Source organism: Streptomyces sp. NPDC090127 (assembly GCF_044746945.1).
In the GTDB taxonomy this organism is placed as follows: Bacteria; Actinomycetota; Actinomycetes; order Streptomycetales; family Streptomycetaceae; genus Streptomyces.
Map to the genome: position 1 here is coordinate 505773 of NZ_JBIVDE010000005.1, position 19333 is coordinate 525105.

The following is a 19333-nucleotide window of genomic DNA, read 5'->3' on the forward strand; positions in this document are numbered from 1 at the left end:
ATCACGTCCTGAGCGGGACATCTCAGGATGCGAGATACGGTCGGCGATTCCGGGCCGCTCGTTAAACTGAGCCGACCGCAGTAATGACTGCGGCAGATACTGACCGAGGAGCGCACGTGGGCCTTGTCGTGCAGAAGTACGGAGGCTCCTCCGTTGCCGATGCCGAAGGCATCAAGCGCGTCGCCAAGCGAATCGTGGAAGCCAAGAAGAACGGCCACCAGGTGGTCGTCGTGGTCTCCGCGATGGGCGACACGACGGACGAGTTGATCGATCTCGCCGAGCAGGTATCCCCGATGCCTGCCGGGCGTGAGTTCGACATGCTGCTGACCGCCGGAGAGCGGATCTCCATGGCCCTGCTGGCCATGGCGATCAAGAACCTGGGCCACGAGGCCCAGTCGTTCACCGGCAGCCAGGCCGGTGTCATCACCGACTCGGTCCACAACAAAGCGCGCATCATCGATGTCACGCCGGGCCGGATCCGTACCGCCCTCGACGAGGGCAACATCGCCATCGTCGCGGGCTTCCAGGGTGTGTCCCAGGACAAGAAGGACATCACCACGCTCGGCCGCGGCGGCTCGGACACGACCGCCGTCGCGCTGGCCGCCGCACTCGACGCCGAGGTCTGTGAGATCTACACCGACGTCGACGGCGTCTTCACGGCCGACCCGCGCGTGGTGAAGAAGGCGAAGAAGATCGACTGGATCTCCTTCGAGGACATGCTGGAGCTCGCCGCGTCCGGCTCCAAGGTGCTGCTGCACCGCTGCGTCGAGTACGCACGTCGTTACAACATCCCGATCCACGTCCGGTCGTCCTTCTCGGGGCTGCAGGGCACCTGGGTCAGCAACGAGCCGCAAGGGGACCGCAAGGTGGAGCAGGCCATCATCTCGGGCGTCGCCCACGACACCTCCGAGGCGAAGATCACCGTCGTCGGCGTGCCGGACAAGCCGGGCGAGGCCGCGGCGATCTTCCGCGCCGTCGCCGACGCCGAGATCAACATCGACATGATCGTCCAGAACGTGTCGGCCGCGTCGACCGGTCTGACGGACATCTCCTTCACCCTCCCCAAGGCCGAGGGCCGCAAGGCCATCGACGCCCTGGAGCGGACGAGGGACCTGATCGGCTTCGACTCGCTGCGCTACGACGACCAGATCGGCAAGATCTCCCTGGTCGGCGCCGGCATGAAGACCAACCCGGGCGTCACGGCCGACTTCTTCCGGGCGCTCTCCGACGCCGGGGTGAACATCGAGCTGATCTCGACCTCCGAGATCCGGATCTCCGTCGTCACCCGCGCCGACGACGTCAACGAGGCCGTCCGCGCCGTGCACAGCGCCTTCGGCCTGGACAGCGACTCCGACGAGGCCGTCGTCTACGGAGGCACCGGGCGATGACCCGTAAGCCGACGCTCGCGGTCGTCGGTGCGACCGGAGCCGTCGGTGCGGTCATGCTCCAGATGCTCACGCAGCACGCGGACGTCTGGGGCGAGATCAGACTCGTCGCCTCCCCCCGTTCGGCCGGCTCCAAGCTGGCCGTGCGCGGGGAGGAGACCGAGGTCCTCGCGCTGAGCGAGGAGGCACTGGAGGGCGTCGACCTGGCGCTCTTCCTCGTGCCGGAGGACATCGCGGCGCGCTGGGCGCCGATCGCCGCCGCCAAGGGCGCGGTGGCCGTGGACACCTCGGCGGCGTTCCGGGCCGACCCGGACGTGCCGCTGGTCGTCCCCGAGATCAATCCGCACGCCGTACGGGTACGGCCCCGGGGCATCGTCGCGAGCCCCGGCTGCTCCACGCTGGCGCTGATCGTCGCCGTGGGCGCGCTGCACGCCGAGTTCGGGCTCGTCGAACTGGTCGTGACCGCGCAGCAGGCCGCGAGCGGGAGCGGGCAGGCGGGCGTCGCGGCGCTGCGCGCGCAGCTCTCGCTGGTGGCCGGGACCGAGCTCGGCACGCACCCCGGTGACGTGCGGCGGGCCGTCGGCGACGACACCGGGCCGTTCGCGGGGCCGGTCGCGCTGAACGTGGTGCCCTGGTCCGGCGCGCTGACGGCGGACGGCTGGTCCTCGGAGGAGCTGGGGCTGCGCGAGGAGACCCGCAAGATCCTCGACCTTCCCGGGCTGCCCGTCGCCGCGACCTGCGTCCGCGTCCCGGTGGTGACCGCGCACTCGGTCTCCGTGCACGCGCGGTTCGAGCGGCCGGTGAGCGTCGCGCGGGCGCACGAGATCCTGGCGACCTCGCCCGGTGTGGTGCTCTTCGACGACCCGGCCTCGGGCGACTTCCCCACGCCCGCCGACGTCGTGGGTACGGACCCGGTCTGGGTGGGGCGGGTCCGGCGGTCGATGGACGACGAGCGGACGCTCGAGTTCTTCGTCTGCGGCGACAACCTCCGCAAGGGCGCGGCGCTGAACGCCGTACAGATCGCGGAGTCGATCATTCGTCCGGAGCGTCCGGAAATCGGCGACGACTGATCGTTCGACTTTGTAGGATCTGTGAACGACCTGTGAGCAAGTCGGCGGCAAGCCCCCCTTGAACTGGGGTGACGCCATGTCCGACGATGCTCTTCACCCTTGCCGCAACCGGTAGTTGGGTAAGGGGCGTCTCATTGCGCGCCGAGGTGGTGCGTCGCGATGGGTGCTGTGAATACGGGGCATTGGGGAAGAGCGGGTACGCATGAGGGCAATAGGTGCACCGTCAAGAACGGTGGCGTACTCGTACAACCCTGGCGGGGGGAAGCGTGTCCAACAGGCGTGGCAGAGGTACTCGACATCGCAGCGGTCGTCCCGCTCCGCGGCACGCTCACGGCTCCCGCACGCAGCGGCTACGCCGCGGGCGGCGGCATCCCCGTGGTGCGTCCGCTCAGGCGCCCGCGTCCGGCCGGCGGCATGCCGGTGATCGCCCCCATGCCCGCGGGCACCAGGACGGCCGGTGTGTCCGGCATTCCCTCGCCGCGCGAGAGCGCTGACGGCGTCGTGTCCGCGGGCACCTCCGTCGACCACCTGACCGAGACCTACCGAGCGCACTACCGCTCGCTGCTCGGTCTCGCCGCGCTGCTCCTCGACGACACGGCCTCCTGCGAGGACGTGGTCCAGGAGGCGTTCATCCGCGTCCACTCCGCGCGCAAACGGGTCCGTGACCCGGAGAAGACCCTGGCCTATCTGCGCCAGACCGTCGTCAACCTCTCGCGCTCGGCGCTGCGCCGCCGCATCCTCGGGCTCAAGCTGCTGTCCAAGCCGATGCCGGACATGGCGAGCGCGGAGGAGGGCGCGTACGACCAGCTGGAGCGGGACGCGCTCATCAAGGCGATGCGCGGGCTCCAGCGGCGGCAGCGCGAGGTGCTGGTCCTGCGATACTTCGCGGACATGACGGAGGCCCAGGTGGCCGAGACCCTCGGGATATCCCTGGGGTCGGTGAAGGCGTACGGCTCGCGTGGCATCGCGGCGCTGCGCGTCGCGATGGAGGCGACGGCATGAGCTCCGGCGGCATGAGTTCCGGTGGTACGAGCGGACTGCCCGACGGTGAACGCGACGACATGGGACACGAGATTGTGAACGACGGGCCGGACAACGAGCGGGCCGACGGCCACGACGGACTTTTCGACGGCGACGAACTCGCCCTGAGGCGACTGCTCCACGGCGCCGTGGGCGACCTCCGGCCCACCGACGGCGCCCTCGACCACCTGCGCCGGGCCGTACCCGCGCGGCGCACCCGCAAGCGCCAGGCCGTCGTCGGCTTCGCCGCGGCCGCCGTGCTGCTCGGCACGGCCGTACCCGCCTTCGTGCACGTCGCCAACTCCGGCGGCATCACCGCCGACCAGGCCATCAACGCCGGCCACGGCGAGGAGGCACAGGGCGGCACCGGCTCGGAGACCGGCGTCGAGGGCGGCGGGCAGGGCGCCGACAGGCCGAGCGGCACCGCGGCCCCGAGCCAGGGCGCCGCCGTCGGCGGTGGAGGCCACGCCGAGGACACCGCGAACGGGACCACGGGCGGCGGCGCGCAGTCGCCGGAAGGCTCCCTTCCGGCCTGCGAGGCGGGGCAGCTGGCCGTCGGCTCTGCGGAGGCGGGCGGACCCGACTCCGAGGGGAAGGTCTACGGCACGTTCCGCATCTCCAACGTCTCCGGCAAGGAGTGCGTGGTCGGCGAGGGCAGTGTCGGCTTCCAGGCGCTCGGTGCGGCCGACCCGTCCAGGATCACGGTCGTCACGCACACCGCAGGCGACGCGGCGAGCGGCCTGCCCGACCCCTCGCAGCAGTCGCCCGCACTGGTCCTCAAGCCGGACAACGCCTACGAGGTGAAGTTCGCCTGGGTCCCCACGTCGACCTGCCCGACCACGGGCACCTCCCCGGACCCCGGCCCCGACCCGGACCCGGACCCGGAGCCCACCCCGACCCCGGAGCCGACCCCGACCCCGTCGAAGGGCGGCGAGGACACGTCGACGGGCGCCACGGGCTCCACCGGTTCGGAGAGCGAGTCGGTGGAGGGCACGGCCCCGCAGCTCGTCATGGACGGGACACCGGCCGACGGCAGCGTCGCGATCAACCACACCGCCGAACCCGGCGGCCCCCAGGCGGTCACCACGATCCCCAACGCGTGCGCGGGCACGATCTACCGCACGGGCGTACTGGACGCGTCCTAGGGCGACGGGGGAAGGGCCCCAGGGGGCGATGCGCTCCGGGGCCAGGCCCCAGGGGGCTCGGCGCTCCCGCGCAGGGGGCTTCGGGTGCTCCGGTCCCGGGCCAGGCCCCCAGAGGGCTCGGCGTTCCCGGGCCAGGTCCTAGGGGGCCCGGCGCTCCCGCGCAGGGGGCTTCGGGGGCTCAGCATTCCCGGGCCGGGCCCAAGGGGCCTCGGCGCTCCCGCGCATGGGGCCCCGGGGCACCGCCCCTGGGCCGTGCGCGGAGGGCGTCAGAGCCCCAGGGCCTCGTCGCGGTGGGCCTCCGCCTCGCGGCGCAGCAGGCGGAACCACATGAAGACGACGAAGCCCGCGAAGACGAACCACTCCGCCGTGTAGCCGAGGTTCTGGAACGCCTTCAGGTCCAGCGACGTGCCCGCCGCGGCCGCCGCCGGGACGGGGGTCAGCCCGGCGGGCGAGTCCGTGAGCGTGACCCACGCGTCGTAGACCTCGTCGGGGACCACGTTCACCAGGGACCCCGCGCTGATCATCGCGAGCTGGCCCTCCGGGAGACCGCCCGCCGCGCGGACCCCCTTCGTCCCCGCGGTCTCCGACGCCTGGAGCGCGCCGACCACGGTGACCTCGCCCGTCGGCGGGGCCGGCGCCTTCGCGCCGGCCGGCAGCCAGCCCCGTACCACCGGCAGGGACTTGCCGTCATCCGTCTTCAGCAGCGTCAGGACGTACGCGCCGGCGCGGCCGTCCAGCTCACGGTCCGGCACCAGGAACTGCTCCTCGTACCGTCCGCTCACCTCCGCGTGCCGCCCCGAGGTCTCGGTGTCCACCGGCAGCAGCGCGTCCAGCGGCTCGGTCTTCAGCGTGCCCGGGTCCGGGGCCCGCTCCGCCTCCCGGTGGGAGTCGACGCGGTCCTCGAACTTCCCCATCTGCCACACCCCCATGAACAGGCAGAACGGGATCGCCAACAGGACGAAGACGTTGATCCCCCACCAGCGGGGCGTTCTCAGGAACCGGTACACCCCTCCACGGTACGCAGCCGCCTCACCCCCCTACCGGCCGGGTCCCCAGGTGACGCGCGGCGAAGGCGAGCTCCTGGCGGACCTGCTTGATCCGCTCCTCCACCACCAGGGAGCCGTGCCCCGCGTCGTACCGGTACACCTCGTGGACGGCGGCCCGGGCGGCCAGCCGGTCCACGTAGTTGTCGATCTGGCGGATCGGGCAGCGCGGGTCGTTGACGCCCGCCGAGATGTACACGGGGGCCGTGACCTTGTCCACGTACGTCAGCGGGGACGAGGCCGCGAACCGGTCCGGCACCTCCTCCGGCGAGCCGCCGAAGAGCGTCCGGTCCAGCGCCTTCAGGGCCTCCATCTCGTCCGCGTACGCCGTCACGTAGTCGGCGACCGGGACGGCGGCGAGCCCGAGCGACCAGGCGTCCGGCTGCGTGCCGAGCCCGAGCAGCGTCAGATACCCGCCCCAGGAGCCGCCCGACAGGACCAGCTTCGCCGGGTCGGCGAGTCCCGAGTCCACCGCCCACGCGCGGACCGCCCCGATGTCCTCCAGCTCGATCAGGCCGACGCGGTGCTTGAGGGCGTCCGTCCACTCCCGGCCGTACCCGGTCGAGCCCCGGTAGTTGACCCGGACCACCGCGTACCCGTGGTCGAGCCAGGCCGCCGGGCCCGAGGCGAAGGCGTCGCTGTCGTGCCAGGTGGGGCCGCCGTGCACCTCGAAGACCGTCGGGAACGGCCCCTCGCCCCCGGCGGGCCGCTGCACGAGCGCGTGGATCCGGCCGCCCGGGCCCTCCACCCACACGTCCTCCACCGGCACCGAACCGGGCGCCCGCGGCCCCGGCGGGTCGAGGACGACCCCGCCGTCCGTCGAACGCACCCGCGCCGGCTCCGCTGCCGAGGACCACAGGTACTCCACGCTGCCGTCGGGGCGGGCCGTGGCGTCCGACACCGAACCGGCCGGCGTCTCCACCCGCGCCAGGGCGCCCGTCGCGATGTCGTACCGCCACAGCTCGCTGCGCGCCTCGAAGCTGTGGACGATCAGCAGGCCCGAGCCGTCCGCGTACCACTCCGCCGAGACGTCGCCCGGCAGGTCGAGGCGGAGGTCGGTCTCCCGGCCCGTCGCCACGTCCCACAGCAGCGGCTCCCAGCGGCCCCGCCGCTGGTGCCCGATGAGCAGCCGGGTGTCTCCGTCCACCGGCGCGAAGCCCAGCACGGAGAGCCCCAGCTCCTTCGTGCCGCCCTTGGAGTCGTCCAGCTCGGCCGCCACCGAGGAGTCCTCGGTGCGCAGCACCCGCAGCGCCTCGTGCATCGCGTCGCCGTGCTCGGTGTGCTCGATCACGATCAGCGAACCGTCGTGCGAGAGGTCACCCACCCCGGCCGACTCCGGGTGCCGGTAGATCTCGACGGGCGCCGCCCCGCCCCGTACGAGATGGATCGTCGAACCCTCCTCGTCCGTCGAGCGGCCGACGACCACGGTGCCGGTCCGGCCGATCGCGAGCCCCGCCGGATAGGAGGGCGCGAGCCCGGGCACCGCGGGCTCGTCCGGGCCGCCCTCGAAGGGCTGGCGCATCCAGACCCCGAACTCGTCCCCGTCCTTGTCCGAGAACCACCAGATCCACCGGCCGTCCGGCGACAGCGTGCCGTCCGTCGTCCCGTTCGGCCGGTCCGTGACCTGCCGCTGGACACCGGTCGCCCGGTCCCAGGCGTACAGCTCGTACGTCCCCGTCGCGTTGGACACGAACAGCGAACGGTCGGGCGCCTCCTCGGCCCACTCGGGCAGGGACACGCGGGGGGCCCGGAACCGCTGTTCCCAGGCGGGGATGTCGGTGATCTCGTTGCTCTCGGTCATGCCCCCCATCATGCTCCGAACGGCGGACATTCCGTCGGCCGCGTCCGCAGCCTGTGGATAACTCCCGCACGGCGGCACGGCCGGGTCACGACGCCCGCCGCCCAGCCCGTCCCCCTCCCTGCCGCTACCCCTCCCCCGGCCGGCACCAGATGTCCGGGCGGACGTGGTGGACGCGGCGCCCGTCCGGGCCCAGGACCTGGGCGCCCAGCTTCCGGACGCGCAGGGAGAGGGCGGTGCCCGTGATGCGCAGGCCCGGGACGGCGCGGGCGACCGCCGCCGTCACGTCGTTCAGCTCGTCGACCGAGCGCAGCCACATCGCGGCGGTCAGGTTGTGCGGACCGGTCACCGAGGTGACCACCCGGGTCTGCCGCAGCCGCCCCACCGCGGCCGACGCCGACGCCACCTCCAGGGGCGGCACGTCCGCCTTGACCAGCGCGAACACCGGTCGCCCCGAGAAGCGGGGAGCCGGCTTGCAGTGGTGGAAGAGCGCCCCGCCCGCCGCCAGGGCCTCCAACCGCCTCCGTACCGTCGACTCGCTCGTACCGACCTGCCGGGCGAGCTCGGCGGCGCTGATCCGGGCGTCCCCGGCCAGCGCGGGGAGGATCCTGAGGTCCGTGTCGGTGAACCGGTGGGGCTTGCGCCCGGGCCCCGCCGGTCCTGCGAGTTCCGAGAGCCGCTGCGCCTGCTGGGGCGTCAGCTGGTCGAGCTGCCAGCTGTTGCGGAGCGGGTGCATCCGCGTGACCACCTGCGTCCGGGACCGGGTCACGCCGGGCAGCCTCTGCACGCGCCGCGTCAGGTAGTCGTCCAGCGCCACCAGATCGGGACAGGTGACCAGCAGGACCAGATCGGCCTCCCCGGTGACCTGGTGGACGCTGTGCGTGTACGGGTCGCCCGCGAGCTCGGTCGCGGTCTCCTCGGAGCGGCCGGCCGCGCAGTCCACCTCCACCCAGGCGTAGAGCGCGACGGCGGAGGCGTGGTACCGCGCCAGGATGCCCGCCCAGGCGAAACCGCCCGCGGTCAGCTGCTCCCAGCGCCGCGCGAGCGTGTCAGGGCTGGTGCCGATGACCGCCGCCAGGTCCGTCCAGGTGGCACGAGGCGCCAGCTGCAGTGCGTGGATGAGCGCAAGATCCGCCTCCCCCAGGACGGATTCCCCGGTACGCATTTCCCTCCCTGGCCGTTCTCCGGCAAACCGCCGGTGCCTGCGCCGCGGCGCCCCAGGATGGCCCCGAGGCAAGAGGCATTCAAGCCGCAATAGCTCTGAAACGCCATGAAGAGACACTGAGGACAGGGACCGTAGCGATGGGCGAGGCGGAGCACCTGGCAGGCGGGGAGCGGGAGTTCGGCGAGGCGATACGCGCGCGGCTGCGCGAGGGCGGCGCGCTCGTCACCCTGACCGGCCCGCCGGGCGATGGCAGAACACTCCTCGCGCAGGCGCTCGCACGGGACCTCGCGCGCGAACTCGCTCCGGGCGCGGGCGCGGAGGTGATGTGGGAGCCGGCGGACGGCCTCGCTCCGGACCTCCTGCCCGCCCTCGCCGCCCGTCTCCGCCGCGGCTTCGCCGCTCCCGGCGCCCCGTCATGTCTCGTCCTGACGGACTGGGACCGCCTCGGCGCGCCGGGCACGGCGCTGGTGGCCGGGCTGCTCCGGGCGGAAGGCGCCCCCACCATCCTGGTCACGGCGCGAGCCGCCCTGGGGCTGCCGGGGGAGATCACGATGCCCGTCGAGACGACCACCCCACCGGAGCCCTCACCCCCCGAGCCGTCCGACCAACCCCCCTCCGTCGACGGGCTCACCCCCGCGCAACGGGCCGCGGCGGAGGCCGGATACGCCGACTGCGACCGCGCCGAGCAGCTCCTCTGGGAGCGGCTCTCCGTCTTCGAGGGCTCCTTCGGACGGGAAGCGGTACGGGAGGTCTGCGCCTCCGGCGCGCTGCCGGCCTCCGAGATCCTCGCCGTCCTCGAGCGGCTCGCCCCGCGCGCCCTGCTGCCCGCCGACGGCGTCGGCGGCGAGCCCGGCTACTGGATGCCCCGCCCGATGCGGGCCGTCGGAGCCCACCGGCTCACCGAACGCGGGGACCGTTGGGCCGTCGTCCTGCACCACCGTAGGTGGTACGTGAAAGTCGCCCGGCGGGCCGCCGCCTGGTGGCACGGCGGACGACAGGAGGACGCACGCGCGCTGGCCCTGCGCGAACTCCCCGACCTGACCGCCGCCATGGACCCGACCACCGCCCCGCTGTCACCGTCGGCCGAGGCGGACTCGGCCGTGGAGATCGCCGTCTCGCTGTGGTTCCTCTGGGCGGCCTGCGGGCGGGCCGTGGAGGGCCTCACACGGCTCCGGCACGCCACCGCCCTGCACCCGGGCCCGCTGCCCGCCCGCGCCCTCTGGTTGGCCGCGTACCTGGAGCTGGAGGCGGGCCGCCCGGAGGCCGCCGACCCGCTGCTCGTCCAGGCCTGGGCGGCCGCCGTGCGCGAGGGCGACGACCGCTGCCTGGCGCTCCTGGCGCACCTTCGGGGCTCGACGGCGCTGTTCCAAGGGCGTACGGAGGCGGCGGCCGCGGAGTTCCGCGAGGCCCTGAACACGATCGGCGACGACCCGGAGGTGGGTCCGAGCCGGGAGGCCGTGTGGGCGGCCCTCGCGCTCGCCCTGGTCCGTACGGACCCCGAGGCCGCCCAGGAGGCCCTGGACCGGGCGTCGGGCTGGAACTGGACGGGCCGGGACGTCATGGCCGAGGCCTGGACGCATTACGCCCGGGCCGAACTCCACTGCTGGGAGGGCGACCCGGCGCGCGCCGAGCGGCACGCCCTGCGCGCGCTGCGCACGCACCTCCGGCTCGGCTGTGTCGTCGGGGCGGCCTGCGCGGCGGAGCTCGTCGCCCGGCTGCGGATCGGATCGGGGCGGCCGAGGAACGCGGCGCATCTGCTGGGTGCCGTGGACCTGTTGCGGGCTTCCGCCTTCGACGACTCGTACCGCGTCGCGCAGTTCTGCGTCCCGACGCGCCGCCACAGCGACGGCGCCCTCCGTGAGGCCTTACCGGCACGGGAGTTGATGAGGGCGTACGAGGAAGGCGCCCGGCGCGGACTCGACGCGCTCGCGTACGAGACGCCGTGACGCGGACGACGGCACCTCCCGTGAGGCGCTCTCAGTAACCCGGCCGGTTCCGGGTCCGGTGGTCCGCCGGAGGCCCGGCATCGGGCGTCCGGGGGGAGGGATCGTCGATCGTCTTCGACATCCGGATGCGGACGACCGCGGTGCCGATGGCGCCCGCGACGGCGGCGGCGCCGAGGCCCAGGGCGAGGGCGGACGGGCCGGAGTCGGAGACGACGTCGGCGGGAACGGTGGCCGCCGCCTCGGCGGCTGTCCGAAGGGGGTGCATGTCTTCAGGGGACCGGACAGGGCTGCTCCGGGCCACCTGGCGGACCCCGTTCGGGTCAACGCCGTGGTCGGCTCAGGACAGCCAGGCCATGCCGATCAGGAGGAAGACGACGAAGGCTATGCCGCCGGCGACGGCGGCCGTCTTGCGCGGGCGGCGACGGGAGAGGGCCGCGAGGCCGCTCTCGGCGCGGCGAGTCTGGCGGCGGGGCGCGGCGACGGCGGAGTGCGAGCCGGAGTGCGAGCCGGAGTGCGGGGCGTTCTGTGGCACCGGCACCGCACGGGTCGCCGGCCGCGGGGCGGAGCGCGGGAGGGACCGTGACGCGGATCGCGACCGAGGCTGCACGGCCTGTACCGACCCACTGTTCCTCGACCGATGCCCGGCCTGCGGCTGCTGCTGCGGCCGCGACTGCGTCGGGGGCTGGCGGTGCCGTTGCGACGACTGGCGCGGCGCCTGCTGGGGCAGCGGATGTTCCCGCCAGGCACCCGAGGTGAACCAGTCCGAGATGGCCTGGGCCGGGGGTCTCTGCTCGGGCTCCTTCGCCAGCATGGTGAGGAGGTACGACTCGAACGCGGCGGGCAGCCCGACGCCGAGCTGCCGGGGCGGCGCGGGCGGGGTGTCGATGTGCTGGTACAGCAGGCCGGTGGCGGTGTCGGCCTGGAACGGGGGCCGTCCGGTGAGGAGTTGGTACAGCACGCAGCCGAGCGAGTACACGTCGGAGGCCGGTGAGGCGTTGCGGCCGAGGGCCCGCTCGGGGGCGAGGTAGAGACCGGTGCCGACGATCTGGCCGGTGGTCGTGAGCGCGCCGGACGGGTCGTCGACGAACCGGGCGATCCCGAAGTCCGCGAGCTTCACGGTCCCGTCCCCGTCGAGCAGCAGGTTCCCGGGCTTGATGTCCCGGTGGACGACCCCTTCCCGATGCGCGGCGGCGAGCCCGGCGGCGGCGTGCGCGGCCACGACGGCCACCCGCTCCGCCGGCAGCACGAGGGGCGGCGCCCCGGGCTCGGAGGCGAGGCTGGACCCCTCGACCAACTCCATGACGAGGAACAGCTTTCCGTCCCACGTACCGAAGTCGAAGACGCCGACGACATGGGGATGGCTCAGCCGCGCGGCGGTCTGCGCCTCCAGCCGGAACCGCTCACCGGCGGAGGGGTCGGAGTCGTGACCCAGCATCAACTTCACGGCCACGGACCGCCCGAGCACCTCGTCGGTGGCCTGCCACACCTCACCCATGCCCCCACGGCCGACACACATATGAAGCCGATATCGGTCCGCGACCAGCACCTGAGACCCAGCCTTTCGACGGTCGACAACCTGACAGCAAGCACGCGTCGCCGTCCTCCGCCGTCCGGCACCGATGCCGTAACAGCGTAGAGCCGCTTGATCGACTCCCCGCACACGCCCCGGCGCGAACCCCCACGCCCCACCCTCCCCGACCCCGCCCGGCCCGAGACGGCACCGAGCCCACCGGAAAGAACCCGCGGGCACTACCGTCGCGGCCCACGAAACCCCACCGGCACCCGCCCGGCAGTTTCGCCTGGTCACAGGGTCGGAGCGGGCAGTGGTCTCGGGAGGTGTCGCGGGGGCTTGGGGAGGAGGTCGGCTCCCAAACGGCTCCCCGTGCGAGCCCATGCCTGCCGGGCGGGCGATGCGGCATTCACCGAAAGGTCGGGTGTCTATCCGATGCGGCGGGGTGGCAGGGGCATGTTGGGCTCGGTTTTCCGCGTGTGCCACCATTCGATGATGTTTGTCTTCGCCATCAAGGCGAACCAGGAGTGCGCTTCTGCCGTTTCGCTCTGATGCGCGGCGGCGGCGTCGAATTCGGAGAACTCCAGGCTGAGGAGCCACCGCTCGCTGCGTTCGCGGTCAGGGGTGATGTCCACGGTCGCGGACAGAGTGAGTTCGCCGCCTTCACGTGGGAACGCGATGCTTGACAGCTTGAAAGCGGGATCCCCTGGACCTCCGAACGACTTTTCCAATTCCATTTGAAGGTGGAGAGGGATGCTCACTTGCTCCATGCGTCGATGTTAGCAGGCGGCTGCGGCCGCCTGAGGGGCGATGGATGAAATGTGGCCCGCCTGGTAGTAGGCGATAATGATGCCCTGCGGCCTTACTCCGGTACCGCCAAGGGCCCCGTCGTTGTAGACGACCTTGAACGTCGTGGGCGGACACTGGGCCAGGTTCGTGTAGTAGAACCCAAAGCTCTGCTTGCCTCGTGCCACAGTGTTGGCGATCTGGCTGTCATTGAATCCGTGCTTGGGGACCAGGTGCCGATATCCCCAGGTCGACGTTGCGCAACGCAGCGGGACGTTGACGAATCCCCTGGTGTAGTTCTTGACGATGTGGTTTTCGGACTTCCCTGCGCGCGGGTCCGCTGTGACGGTGGCCATTGCAGGGATAGATGTCATCACGAGCGCCGAGACTGTGATTGAGAGTGCGCTTCCGACCATCGAAATTCGCCCCGTGAACTTCACGGTTCCCCCTTTATTCAAGGCTTGTGGTCGCCATAGAGGCTATGGGGAAATTAAGGGAATGCGCCAGGAGGGTCGGATGGTCTGGCATCGGTCTCGCGGGAGTAGCCGTGAGCGAGTTCCTCCCCGTCGCCGCCCACGATGATGGCACCGACCGAAAAGGCTCCCTCTGCCGACGGGCATGTGCGTGAGAGGTCGATGGCCCGCTCCATCCAGGCTCGGTCCTCGGCAGCGGTCACGCGAGGCTCCCCTGCTCGGGCAGGCACCGGAGGAGCGCGTCGTCACCTATCGTGCGCGCCTCAGCGAGGTCCATGCGGCGCCTCGAACCTCCGGGGTAACTGGCGGGGTGCAGGAGCCGCGGAGCGTCCGCCTCGCGCGCCGGCCCAGGTCATCGAGCGAAGCGGCGAAGTCGACGAAGGGTCCCAAAGGCACCACGTCGGCGAGGCCGGCCAGCCGCGCGACTAGTCACGCAGCATGAGTCAGGGCCGGTTCCAGTGAAGGAAGCCGGCCCTGACCTGGTACTTAGAGCTGTCGGGGTGGCGGGATTTGAACCCACGACCTCTTCGTTCCGAATCAGGGACGCTGGGTAACGGCCCTGCGCTCCGCACCCTCCTGACCTGCACTGCAGCGTCGCATAAGCGCAGGTCAGAGGTATTGGTTCAAGGCCGGCGTCCCGCCGCCCTGGGTCTGCGCTACCTCTGGGGCACCCCTCCCGCACTCCTTAGTTCCGGAGACCGACACCCGGTTCACACCCAGAATCGGCAGAAGTACCGCAGACGTGTGCCCAGGTTGGAGAGGGTGCAACGCTGCCCCCGACACCTGGGTGTCGCCTCCAGAACTGGGTGTCGTACCCAGGCGAGCGCCGACTGCGGCCGGGTCGACGGTGGCCGGGACCCCTCGGTGCCGGGAGCGAGGCATGTCCGGACCCGATGGGGCCCGACGGGCGGCGGTCTCAGCTCGCCGGGGCGGACACGGCGGCGTGCAGCTCCCGCACGCCAACGGCACGAGGGTGCCGCTGCGCCAACTCGGTCACGATACTGCGGATTGCGGGTCGGTCTCTCACCTCGCCGGGGCTCGCACGGTGGGCGTCGAGCAAGGCGCGGGCGGTCTGCTCAGGGCGGCCCCACGCCCACCAGGCACGGGCCATGTCTGTGCCCAGGCGTGCCTTCCGCTCAGCCGTGGGGAAGTGCTCGGGCCGAAGGTTCCGCCCCGCCTCCAGGGCGGCGCCGGCGTCGCCAAGGGCCCAGTGGACGCCGACGGCGTAGAGATCCACGGCGGCCGGGCTGATGGGGAGGAGACGCCCGGCAGGCGCCTGGAGCGGCAGGCGCCGTGCGGCCCGCCGCGCCTCCTCGGCCATGGCCAGGGCCTCCGCGCGCCGGTCTCCCCGGGCGGCGGTGTAGGCCAGGGTGCAAAGCATCTGCGCGTAGGCCGACGAGGCCGCGTCCGTCCGCAGCCCTGTCGCCTCCACCCGGGCCGCGGCCGACTCCATGAGGGTTTGGGCTTCCTCGCCCCGGTCCTGGTGGCGCAGCACGATTGCGAGCTCGCGGGAGGCAGCAGCGGCGGCGAGCGGGGACCCGGACACCTCGGCCCAGGTGCGCGCGCGGTCGGCGGTGAGGCGAGCCTGCTCGTACGAGCCGAGCTTGATCAGCAGGGCGGCGCTCAGGCTGTAGACGGAGGACATTCGGGCCTGGTCCAGCTCGCGGCGCGAGGAGGCAGCGGCGTGCCCGTCGGCCAGGAGGCCCGGCAGCAGACCGAGGAGCTGTGTGTGGGCCCCCTTGTCGAAGAGGTCGCGGGCGGAGGTCAAGCGGGCGTCCAGGGCGCCCCTGCCCGTCGGCGGCGGGGTGTCGGCCAAGGCCCGGTCCATGCCGAGCAGCATGGCGGCCGGTACGGTCGCCGTGGCGGCGAGCAACGAGCGGCGGCGCATCGGGTCCTCCTCGGCGTGCGGACTGGCCGACACTCTAGTGCTGGCCAATCCGGAAGGAACGGGGGGCGCCAGAGAACTCACCAGGACGTGTCGAGGAACGCCCACCGTTGAGGCGGCCCGGTGAATGAGCGTCAGGTCGGTGACCCGGGTCCGGCGTTCCATCCGCGAGACCGTCGCCGCCGAGCACCCCAGGTGCTCGCCGAGTTCGGCGAGCGTCCATTCTCGGTGCTCACGGCCCAACCGTACGAGTCCGCCCGGTTGTCGCCGGGCGACTAACTCCCTGACCTTCGCGCTGTTCCAGAGCGGGTCACCGGGCACTGGTCCCTCCCCCTGCTACACGACCGGGGGCCACCACGGTACGGGCGCGGGACGGCGTCCGTCGAGACCGCTTGCACGACGTGCAAACGCCTTGCAAGGAAACCCAGTTGATCATCGGCCGGGGGCCGGATGCGGTGTTCTCGTTACATCGCCCCATACCTCATGGGGCAGGCACCATCCAAGGGAGGCACCATGGCAACCGCAGTCGACACCCCCGTCGCCACCGACCCGGTGACCGGACCGGCCCGCTCCCCCCGTGACATCGTGCCGGCGGACCTCTGGGAGAAGCAGGTGGGCCTGCTGATGCGGGACTACCCGTACGACTCCGTCATGGCCACCCGCGTCCTCGGCCAGGGCTACGCCTACTTGCTCACTGCCATGTCCCTCCGGGGCCAGGGCCTGGGACTCGCCCCGAGCAAGCTGGTCGACATCGGCGCCCACACGATCATCCTGGACACCGTCGCCTACGCCGAGCTGTGCGACAAGTACAACGGAGGGCACTTCCTGCACCACGTGCCCAAGGTCGAGATGAAGAACGACGGGTCGGTCATCAAGACCGCCCATCTCGTCGCCCGCGCCGGTTGGGAGGTGGACCTCCCGCTGTGGGAGGACGCCGCCGACTGCGGGCCCTGCCACCCGGGCAACGACTCGCACTGACCTCACGTGATGCCCTCGTCGGTCCGGGCCCACGGCTCGGGCCGCCGAGGCACGCCCGGGTGACTTTCGCCGGGACCGGCAGCAGCCCCCGCGCGGTGCCGCCAGGATGACGCGGGTGACGACCACGACCACAGACCTATGGCACCACTACGGCCGGGCCCGCGCCGCGCAGGACCACGCCGTCCCCGACTCCTTCCGCTGGACCTGGGATCAGCAGGACGGGCCGGGCCCGGAAGTCCTCGGCGACCTCACCGGCAAGACCGTGGCCGACCTCGGCGCTGGCACCGCCCGCCACGCCGCGCACCTGGCCGTGCACCACGCCCCGAACCGGATCGACGCCGTGGACGCGTCCACGGCCCAGCACAGCATGGCCACCGCCCTGTACGCCGACCTCGCCCCGCGCCTGCACTTCGTCCACGCGGACGTCGTCGCCCACCTTCGCGTGAACCCGGGCGCCTACGACGTGCTTTACAGCCTCTTCGGGGCGGTGGACTTCACCGACCCCCGCGAGCTGCTCCCGGCCGCCGCTGACGCGCTCCGCCCCGGTGGACACCTGGTCTTCTCCACCCTCGCCCACTACCTGTCCGGCAAGCCCGCGCAGCCGGATGTCACGGCCGCCGAGGTGCCGGCGAAGACCCCGGGGGGCGAGAGCGCCACCATGCACCGGTGGGTGCTGCAGGAGCACGTCTGGACCAAGGTCCTGGACCAGGCCGGGTTCACCGACATCCGCGTCGAGGAGCTGCCCGCTGGCGACGGCCCCCGGCCCGCCGCCACCCTCCTCGTCACGGCCGAGCGTCCCGCCACCTGAGACCGGGCCGGGGAATGCCGTTGCCCCGGGCCCAGTTTCCTGGGCTCCGGGGCCGCGGTGCGTTCGCGCTGAGGGTCAGCTGGGGCGTGCTGGCTGCCGATCAAGGACCGGCTGACCCGTCACGGGCTCCGCCACGGGCCACCGCACGCTCCTGGAGGGGCTGGGCTGCCCGAAGTTTCTCGCGGACGAGCGTCTGGGCCACGCGGACGGATCGGTCAGCGCCCGGTATGCCCACGTGACGGACACCATGCACGCGCTCCTCATGGACCAGCTCACCGAGGTCTGGCACGAGTCCCTGGACGACCGGCCGCTCCTCGCCCCGCGCTCCCGACCCCGATCCTCGACCGGCTCTTGCAGCAGCGCGCCGCCGAGCGGTGACATCCCGTTTCAAGATCACACCCAGATGGCACCCGGATACAACGCAGTCAGGGCCGGTCCCCCTGAAGGAAAACCGGCCCTGACCTGGTGTTTCAGCTGTCGGGGTGGCGGGATTTGAACCCACGACCTCTTCGTCCCGAACGAAGCGCGCTGCCAAGCTGCGCTACACCCCGATGTCACTGCGCTGTTCTTCACGTCGCGGCGACATCGATTACTTTAGCCCACCCGCGCCCTGAGACGAAATCCGGTTTTCGCGCCCCCGCACCGCAGGTCGGACGCGGTCCAGGCCGACGATCACGAGGCCCAGCGCGTAGAAGGCGAGGCCCAGGACCAGGGCGTTGGTGGCCACGCCTCCGTAGCCGTACTCGGTGACGTCGAGGAAGGGGTACGTGTACCGGGTCGGGGCGTCCGGGGAGAGCAGGGCGCCGCGGATCAGCGCGAACGCAAGGTACGCCGCCGGCGCCGCGAGCCACTGGGCGGCGTGGCGCCACCGGAGGGCGCCGGGGAGGGTGAGGAGCAGCCAGTCGAGGGCCGTGCCGACCGGGGTCACGGTGTGCAGGAGCTGGTTGGCGACCGCCCTGCCGCCCGTGAGCTTCGCGATCTCCGCGGCCTGGTTGAACTCGCTCGACCCGTTGGCCAGGATCAGGTGGAAGACCAGCCCCACCACCGAGACGCACAGCAGCGCCCCGCCCGTCCACAGCGCCGGCAGCGGTGGTCGGCCGGTCCAGGCCCGGCGGGCCGAGAGCGCGAGGACGATCGCGACCGCGATGTTCGACCAGACGGTGAAGAAGCTCAGGACGACCGGCACGCTCCCGAGGGCGCACTCGATCACCACGCCCGTCGCCGCCGCCGACGCGATCAGCCCCCGGAAGACCGCCGCGACGGGGCGGCGGACCGCCGGAACGACGGCGGAGGCGGGCACGGACGCGGCGTTCGGCGTAAGCATCCCCCCACCGTAAAGCCGCGCCGTTCGGGGGGAAAACGGTTCATTCGGGGAAACGGTTCAGTCGCGGGCGGTCAGCGTCAGCAGGGTCGCCTCCGGCGGGCAGGCGAACCGGACCGGCGTGTACCGGTTCGTTCCGCACCCCGCCGAGACGTGCAGGAACGACGTCCGGCCCGCCGCCGTGTGCGTGGAGAGCCCCTTCACCCGGTCCGTGTCCAGGTCGCAGTTGGTCACCAGCGCGCCGTAGAAGGGGATGCACAACTGTCCACCGTGCGTGTGCCCCGCCAGGACCAGCCCGTAGCCGTCCTGCGTGAACGCGTCCAGCGTCCGCAGGTACGGGGCGTGCACGACGGCCATCGAGAAGTCCGCCGACTCGTCGGGGCCGCCGGCCACCTGCTCGTAGCGGTCCCGCTTGATGTGCGGGTCGTCCAGGCCGGTGAAGGCCAGGTCGAGGCCGGCCAGCTTCAGCCGGCCGCGCGCGTTGGTCAGGTTCACCCAGCCCGCCTCGTCGAAGGCGTCCCGGATCCCCTCCCAGGGGTTGTGCACCGCGCCCACCACCGGCTTGTTGCCGTTCAGGCCGTGCCGCCCCTGGGTCTTCTCCAGGAGGTAGCGGGCGGGGTTGCGCAGCCGGGGCCCGTAGTAGTCGTTGGAGCCGAAGACGTACACGCCCGGGAACTCCATCAGCGGGCCCAGCGCGTCCAGGACCTCCGGGACCGCCTCCGTGTCGGAGAGGTTGTCGCCGGTGTTCACGACGAAGTCCGGTCGCAGCCCCGCGAGCTTCTGCAGCCAGGCCCGCTTCTTGTGCTGGCCGCACACCATGTGGATGTCGGAGACCTGAAGGACCCGCAGGTCCCGCATCCCTCGGGGGAGGACCGGGATCGTCACCCGGCGCAGCCGGAACGAGCGGGCTTCGAAGCCCGCCGCGTAGACGATTCCGGCCGCGGCCGTCGCCGTGAGACCTGCCGTGACCTTCAGGGGGATCCCGTACCGTGCGCGCATC

General features: G+C 72.2%; 17 protein-coding genes and 1 tRNA gene. 7 read left to right on the forward strand and 11 right to left on the reverse strand.

The features are described from left to right. Positions 1 to 116 precede the first annotated feature (116 nt). The 4 genes from ACIPPS_RS21210 to ACIPPS_RS21225 all read left to right on the forward strand — a co-directional run bounded on the left by ACIPPS_RS21210 (position 117) and on the right by ACIPPS_RS21225 (position 4620). Positions 117 to 1388 carry an aspartate kinase gene (locus ACIPPS_RS21210; protein WP_401434206.1) on the forward strand — a complete coding sequence of 424 codons (1272 nt, stop codon included), beginning with the start codon at positions 117 to 119 and terminating at the stop codon, positions 1386 to 1388. Beyond that, on the forward strand, positions 1385 to 2455 hold the full coding sequence (locus ACIPPS_RS21215; protein ID WP_401434208.1) for an aspartate-semialdehyde dehydrogenase: 1071 nt from the start codon (positions 1385 to 1387) through the stop codon (positions 2453 to 2455). The genes ACIPPS_RS21210 and ACIPPS_RS21215 overlap by 4 nt, the downstream gene beginning before the upstream one ends. A 279-nt stretch (positions 2456 to 2734) precedes the next feature. Next, entirely contained in the window at positions 2735 to 3457 is a 723-nt protein-coding gene (locus ACIPPS_RS21220) for a SigE family RNA polymerase sigma factor (RefSeq protein ID WP_401434211.1), read from the forward strand. Then, positions 3454 to 4620, forward strand: a complete 1167-nt coding sequence (locus tag ACIPPS_RS21225; protein ID WP_401434214.1) for a hypothetical protein — start codon at positions 3454 to 3456, stop codon at positions 4618 to 4620. The genes ACIPPS_RS21220 and ACIPPS_RS21225 overlap by 4 nt, the downstream gene beginning before the upstream one ends. A gap of 266 nt (positions 4621 to 4886) precedes the next feature. Here the strand turns inward: ACIPPS_RS21225 and ACIPPS_RS21230 are convergent, their stop codons facing one another. The 3 genes from ACIPPS_RS21230 to ACIPPS_RS21240 form a co-directional block, all read right to left on the reverse strand. Further along, positions 4887 to 5627: an SURF1 family protein gene (locus ACIPPS_RS21230; RefSeq protein ID WP_401434217.1), complete on the reverse strand. Its 741-nt coding sequence runs from the start codon at positions 5625 to 5627 to the stop codon at positions 4887 to 4889. Between the two features lie 22 nt (positions 5628 to 5649). Beyond that, positions 5650 to 7464 (reverse strand): prolyl oligopeptidase family serine peptidase, encoded by a 1815-nt coding sequence (locus ACIPPS_RS21235; protein WP_401434219.1) that lies wholly within the window; start codon positions 7462 to 7464, stop codon positions 5650 to 5652. A 124-nt stretch (positions 7465 to 7588) separates the two neighbouring features. Beyond that, positions 7589 to 8626 carry an Lrp/AsnC family transcriptional regulator gene (locus ACIPPS_RS21240; RefSeq protein WP_401434221.1) on the reverse strand — a complete coding sequence of 346 codons (1038 nt, stop codon included), beginning with the start codon at positions 8624 to 8626 and terminating at the stop codon, positions 7589 to 7591. Positions 8627 to 8763: 137 nt separating this feature from the next. Between ACIPPS_RS21240 and ACIPPS_RS21245 the strand changes: the two genes are divergently transcribed. Next, positions 8764 to 10572 (forward strand): tetratricopeptide repeat protein, encoded by a 1809-nt coding sequence (locus tag ACIPPS_RS21245; protein ID WP_401434224.1) that lies wholly within the window; start codon positions 8764 to 8766, stop codon positions 10570 to 10572. A gap of 31 nt (positions 10573 to 10603) precedes the next feature. On the opposite strand, the gene ACIPPS_RS21250 is transcribed toward ACIPPS_RS21245, so the two are convergent. The 5 genes from ACIPPS_RS21250 to ACIPPS_RS21270 all read right to left on the reverse strand — a co-directional run bounded on the left by ACIPPS_RS21250 (position 10604) and on the right by ACIPPS_RS21270 (position 15547). Continuing rightward, positions 10604 to 10837, reverse strand: coding sequence for a hypothetical protein (locus ACIPPS_RS21250; protein WP_401434226.1), 234 nt, complete (start codon positions 10835 to 10837; stop codon positions 10604 to 10606). A gap of 72 nt (positions 10838 to 10909) precedes the next feature. Further along, positions 10910 to 12118 carry a protein kinase gene (locus ACIPPS_RS21255; protein WP_401434229.1) on the reverse strand — a complete coding sequence of 403 codons (1209 nt, stop codon included), beginning with the start codon at positions 12116 to 12118 and terminating at the stop codon, positions 10910 to 10912. Between the two features lie 392 nt (positions 12119 to 12510). Next, entirely contained in the window at positions 12511 to 12852 is a 342-nt protein-coding gene (locus ACIPPS_RS21260) for a hypothetical protein (RefSeq protein ID WP_401434231.1), read from the reverse strand. A 9-nt stretch (positions 12853 to 12861) separates the two neighbouring features. Then, positions 12862 to 13308 (reverse strand): hypothetical protein, encoded by a 447-nt coding sequence (locus tag ACIPPS_RS21265; protein WP_401434233.1) that lies wholly within the window; start codon positions 13306 to 13308, stop codon positions 12862 to 12864. A gap of 949 nt (positions 13309 to 14257) precedes the next feature. Beyond that, entirely contained in the window at positions 14258 to 15547 is a 1290-nt protein-coding gene (locus ACIPPS_RS21270; RefSeq protein ID WP_401434236.1) for a helix-turn-helix domain-containing protein, read from the reverse strand. Between the two features lie 192 nt (positions 15548 to 15739). Between ACIPPS_RS21270 and ACIPPS_RS21275 the strand changes: the two genes are divergently transcribed. Continuing rightward, positions 15740 to 16204 (forward strand): glycine-rich domain-containing protein, encoded by a 465-nt coding sequence (locus ACIPPS_RS21275; RefSeq protein WP_401434238.1) that lies wholly within the window; start codon positions 15740 to 15742, stop codon positions 16202 to 16204. A gap of 106 nt (positions 16205 to 16310) precedes the next feature. Beyond that, a complete protein-coding gene (locus ACIPPS_RS21280) occupies positions 16311 to 17012 on the forward strand; it encodes a class I SAM-dependent methyltransferase (RefSeq protein ID WP_401434240.1) in 702 nt (233 codons plus the stop codon). A gap of 477 nt (positions 17013 to 17489) precedes the next feature. Here the strand turns inward: ACIPPS_RS21280 and ACIPPS_RS21285 are convergent. From ACIPPS_RS21285 to ACIPPS_RS21295, 3 genes are all read right to left on the reverse strand, one after another. Further along, positions 17490 to 17563, reverse strand: a tRNA-Pro gene (locus ACIPPS_RS21285). A gap of 38 nt (positions 17564 to 17601) precedes the next feature. Then, positions 17602 to 18336, reverse strand: a complete 735-nt coding sequence (locus tag ACIPPS_RS21290) for a Pr6Pr family membrane protein (RefSeq protein ID WP_401434242.1) — start codon at positions 18334 to 18336, stop codon at positions 17602 to 17604. Between the two features lie 57 nt (positions 18337 to 18393). Further along, positions 18394 to 19332, reverse strand: a complete 939-nt coding sequence (locus ACIPPS_RS21295; protein ID WP_401434245.1) for a metallophosphoesterase — start codon at positions 19330 to 19332, stop codon at positions 18394 to 18396. Between the last annotated feature and the right edge of the window lies 1 nt (position 19333).

Bases quoted from the DNA above. Each gene is read 5' to 3' on its own strand.
- ACIPPS_RS21215 (WP_401434208.1), top strand. From the start codon at position 1,385: ATGACCCGTAAGCCGACGCTCGCGGTCGTCGGTGCGACCGGAGCCGTC.
- ACIPPS_RS21225 (WP_401434214.1), top strand. From the start codon at position 3,454: ATGAGCTCCGGCGGCATGAGTTCCGGTGGTACGAGCGGACTGCCCGAC.
- ACIPPS_RS21235 (WP_401434219.1), bottom strand. From the start codon at position 7,464: ATGACCGAGAGCAACGAGATCACCGACATCCCCGCCTGGGAACAGCGG.
- ACIPPS_RS21240 (WP_401434221.1), bottom strand. From the start codon at position 8,626: ATGCGTACCGGGGAATCCGTCCTGGGGGAGGCGGATCTTGCGCTCATC.
- ACIPPS_RS21245 (WP_401434224.1), top strand. From the start codon at position 8,764: ATGGGCGAGGCGGAGCACCTGGCAGGCGGGGAGCGGGAGTTCGGCGAG.
- ACIPPS_RS21250 (WP_401434226.1), bottom strand. From the start codon at position 10,837: ATGCACCCCCTTCGGACAGCCGCCGAGGCGGCGGCCACCGTTCCCGCC.
- ACIPPS_RS21260 (WP_401434231.1), bottom strand. From the start codon at position 12,852: ATGGAGCAAGTGAGCATCCCTCTCCACCTTCAAATGGAATTGGAAAAG.
- ACIPPS_RS21275 (WP_401434238.1), top strand. From the start codon at position 15,740: ATGGCAACCGCAGTCGACACCCCCGTCGCCACCGACCCGGTGACCGGA.
- ACIPPS_RS21280 (WP_401434240.1), top strand. From the start codon at position 16,311: ATGACGCGGGTGACGACCACGACCACAGACCTATGGCACCACTACGGC.
- ACIPPS_RS21290 (WP_401434242.1), bottom strand. From the start codon at position 18,336: ATGCTTACGCCGAACGCCGCGTCCGTGCCCGCCTCCGCCGTCGTTCCG.
- ACIPPS_RS21295 (WP_401434245.1), bottom strand. From the start codon at position 19,332: ATGCGCGCACGGTACGGGATCCCCCTGAAGGTCACGGCAGGTCTCACG.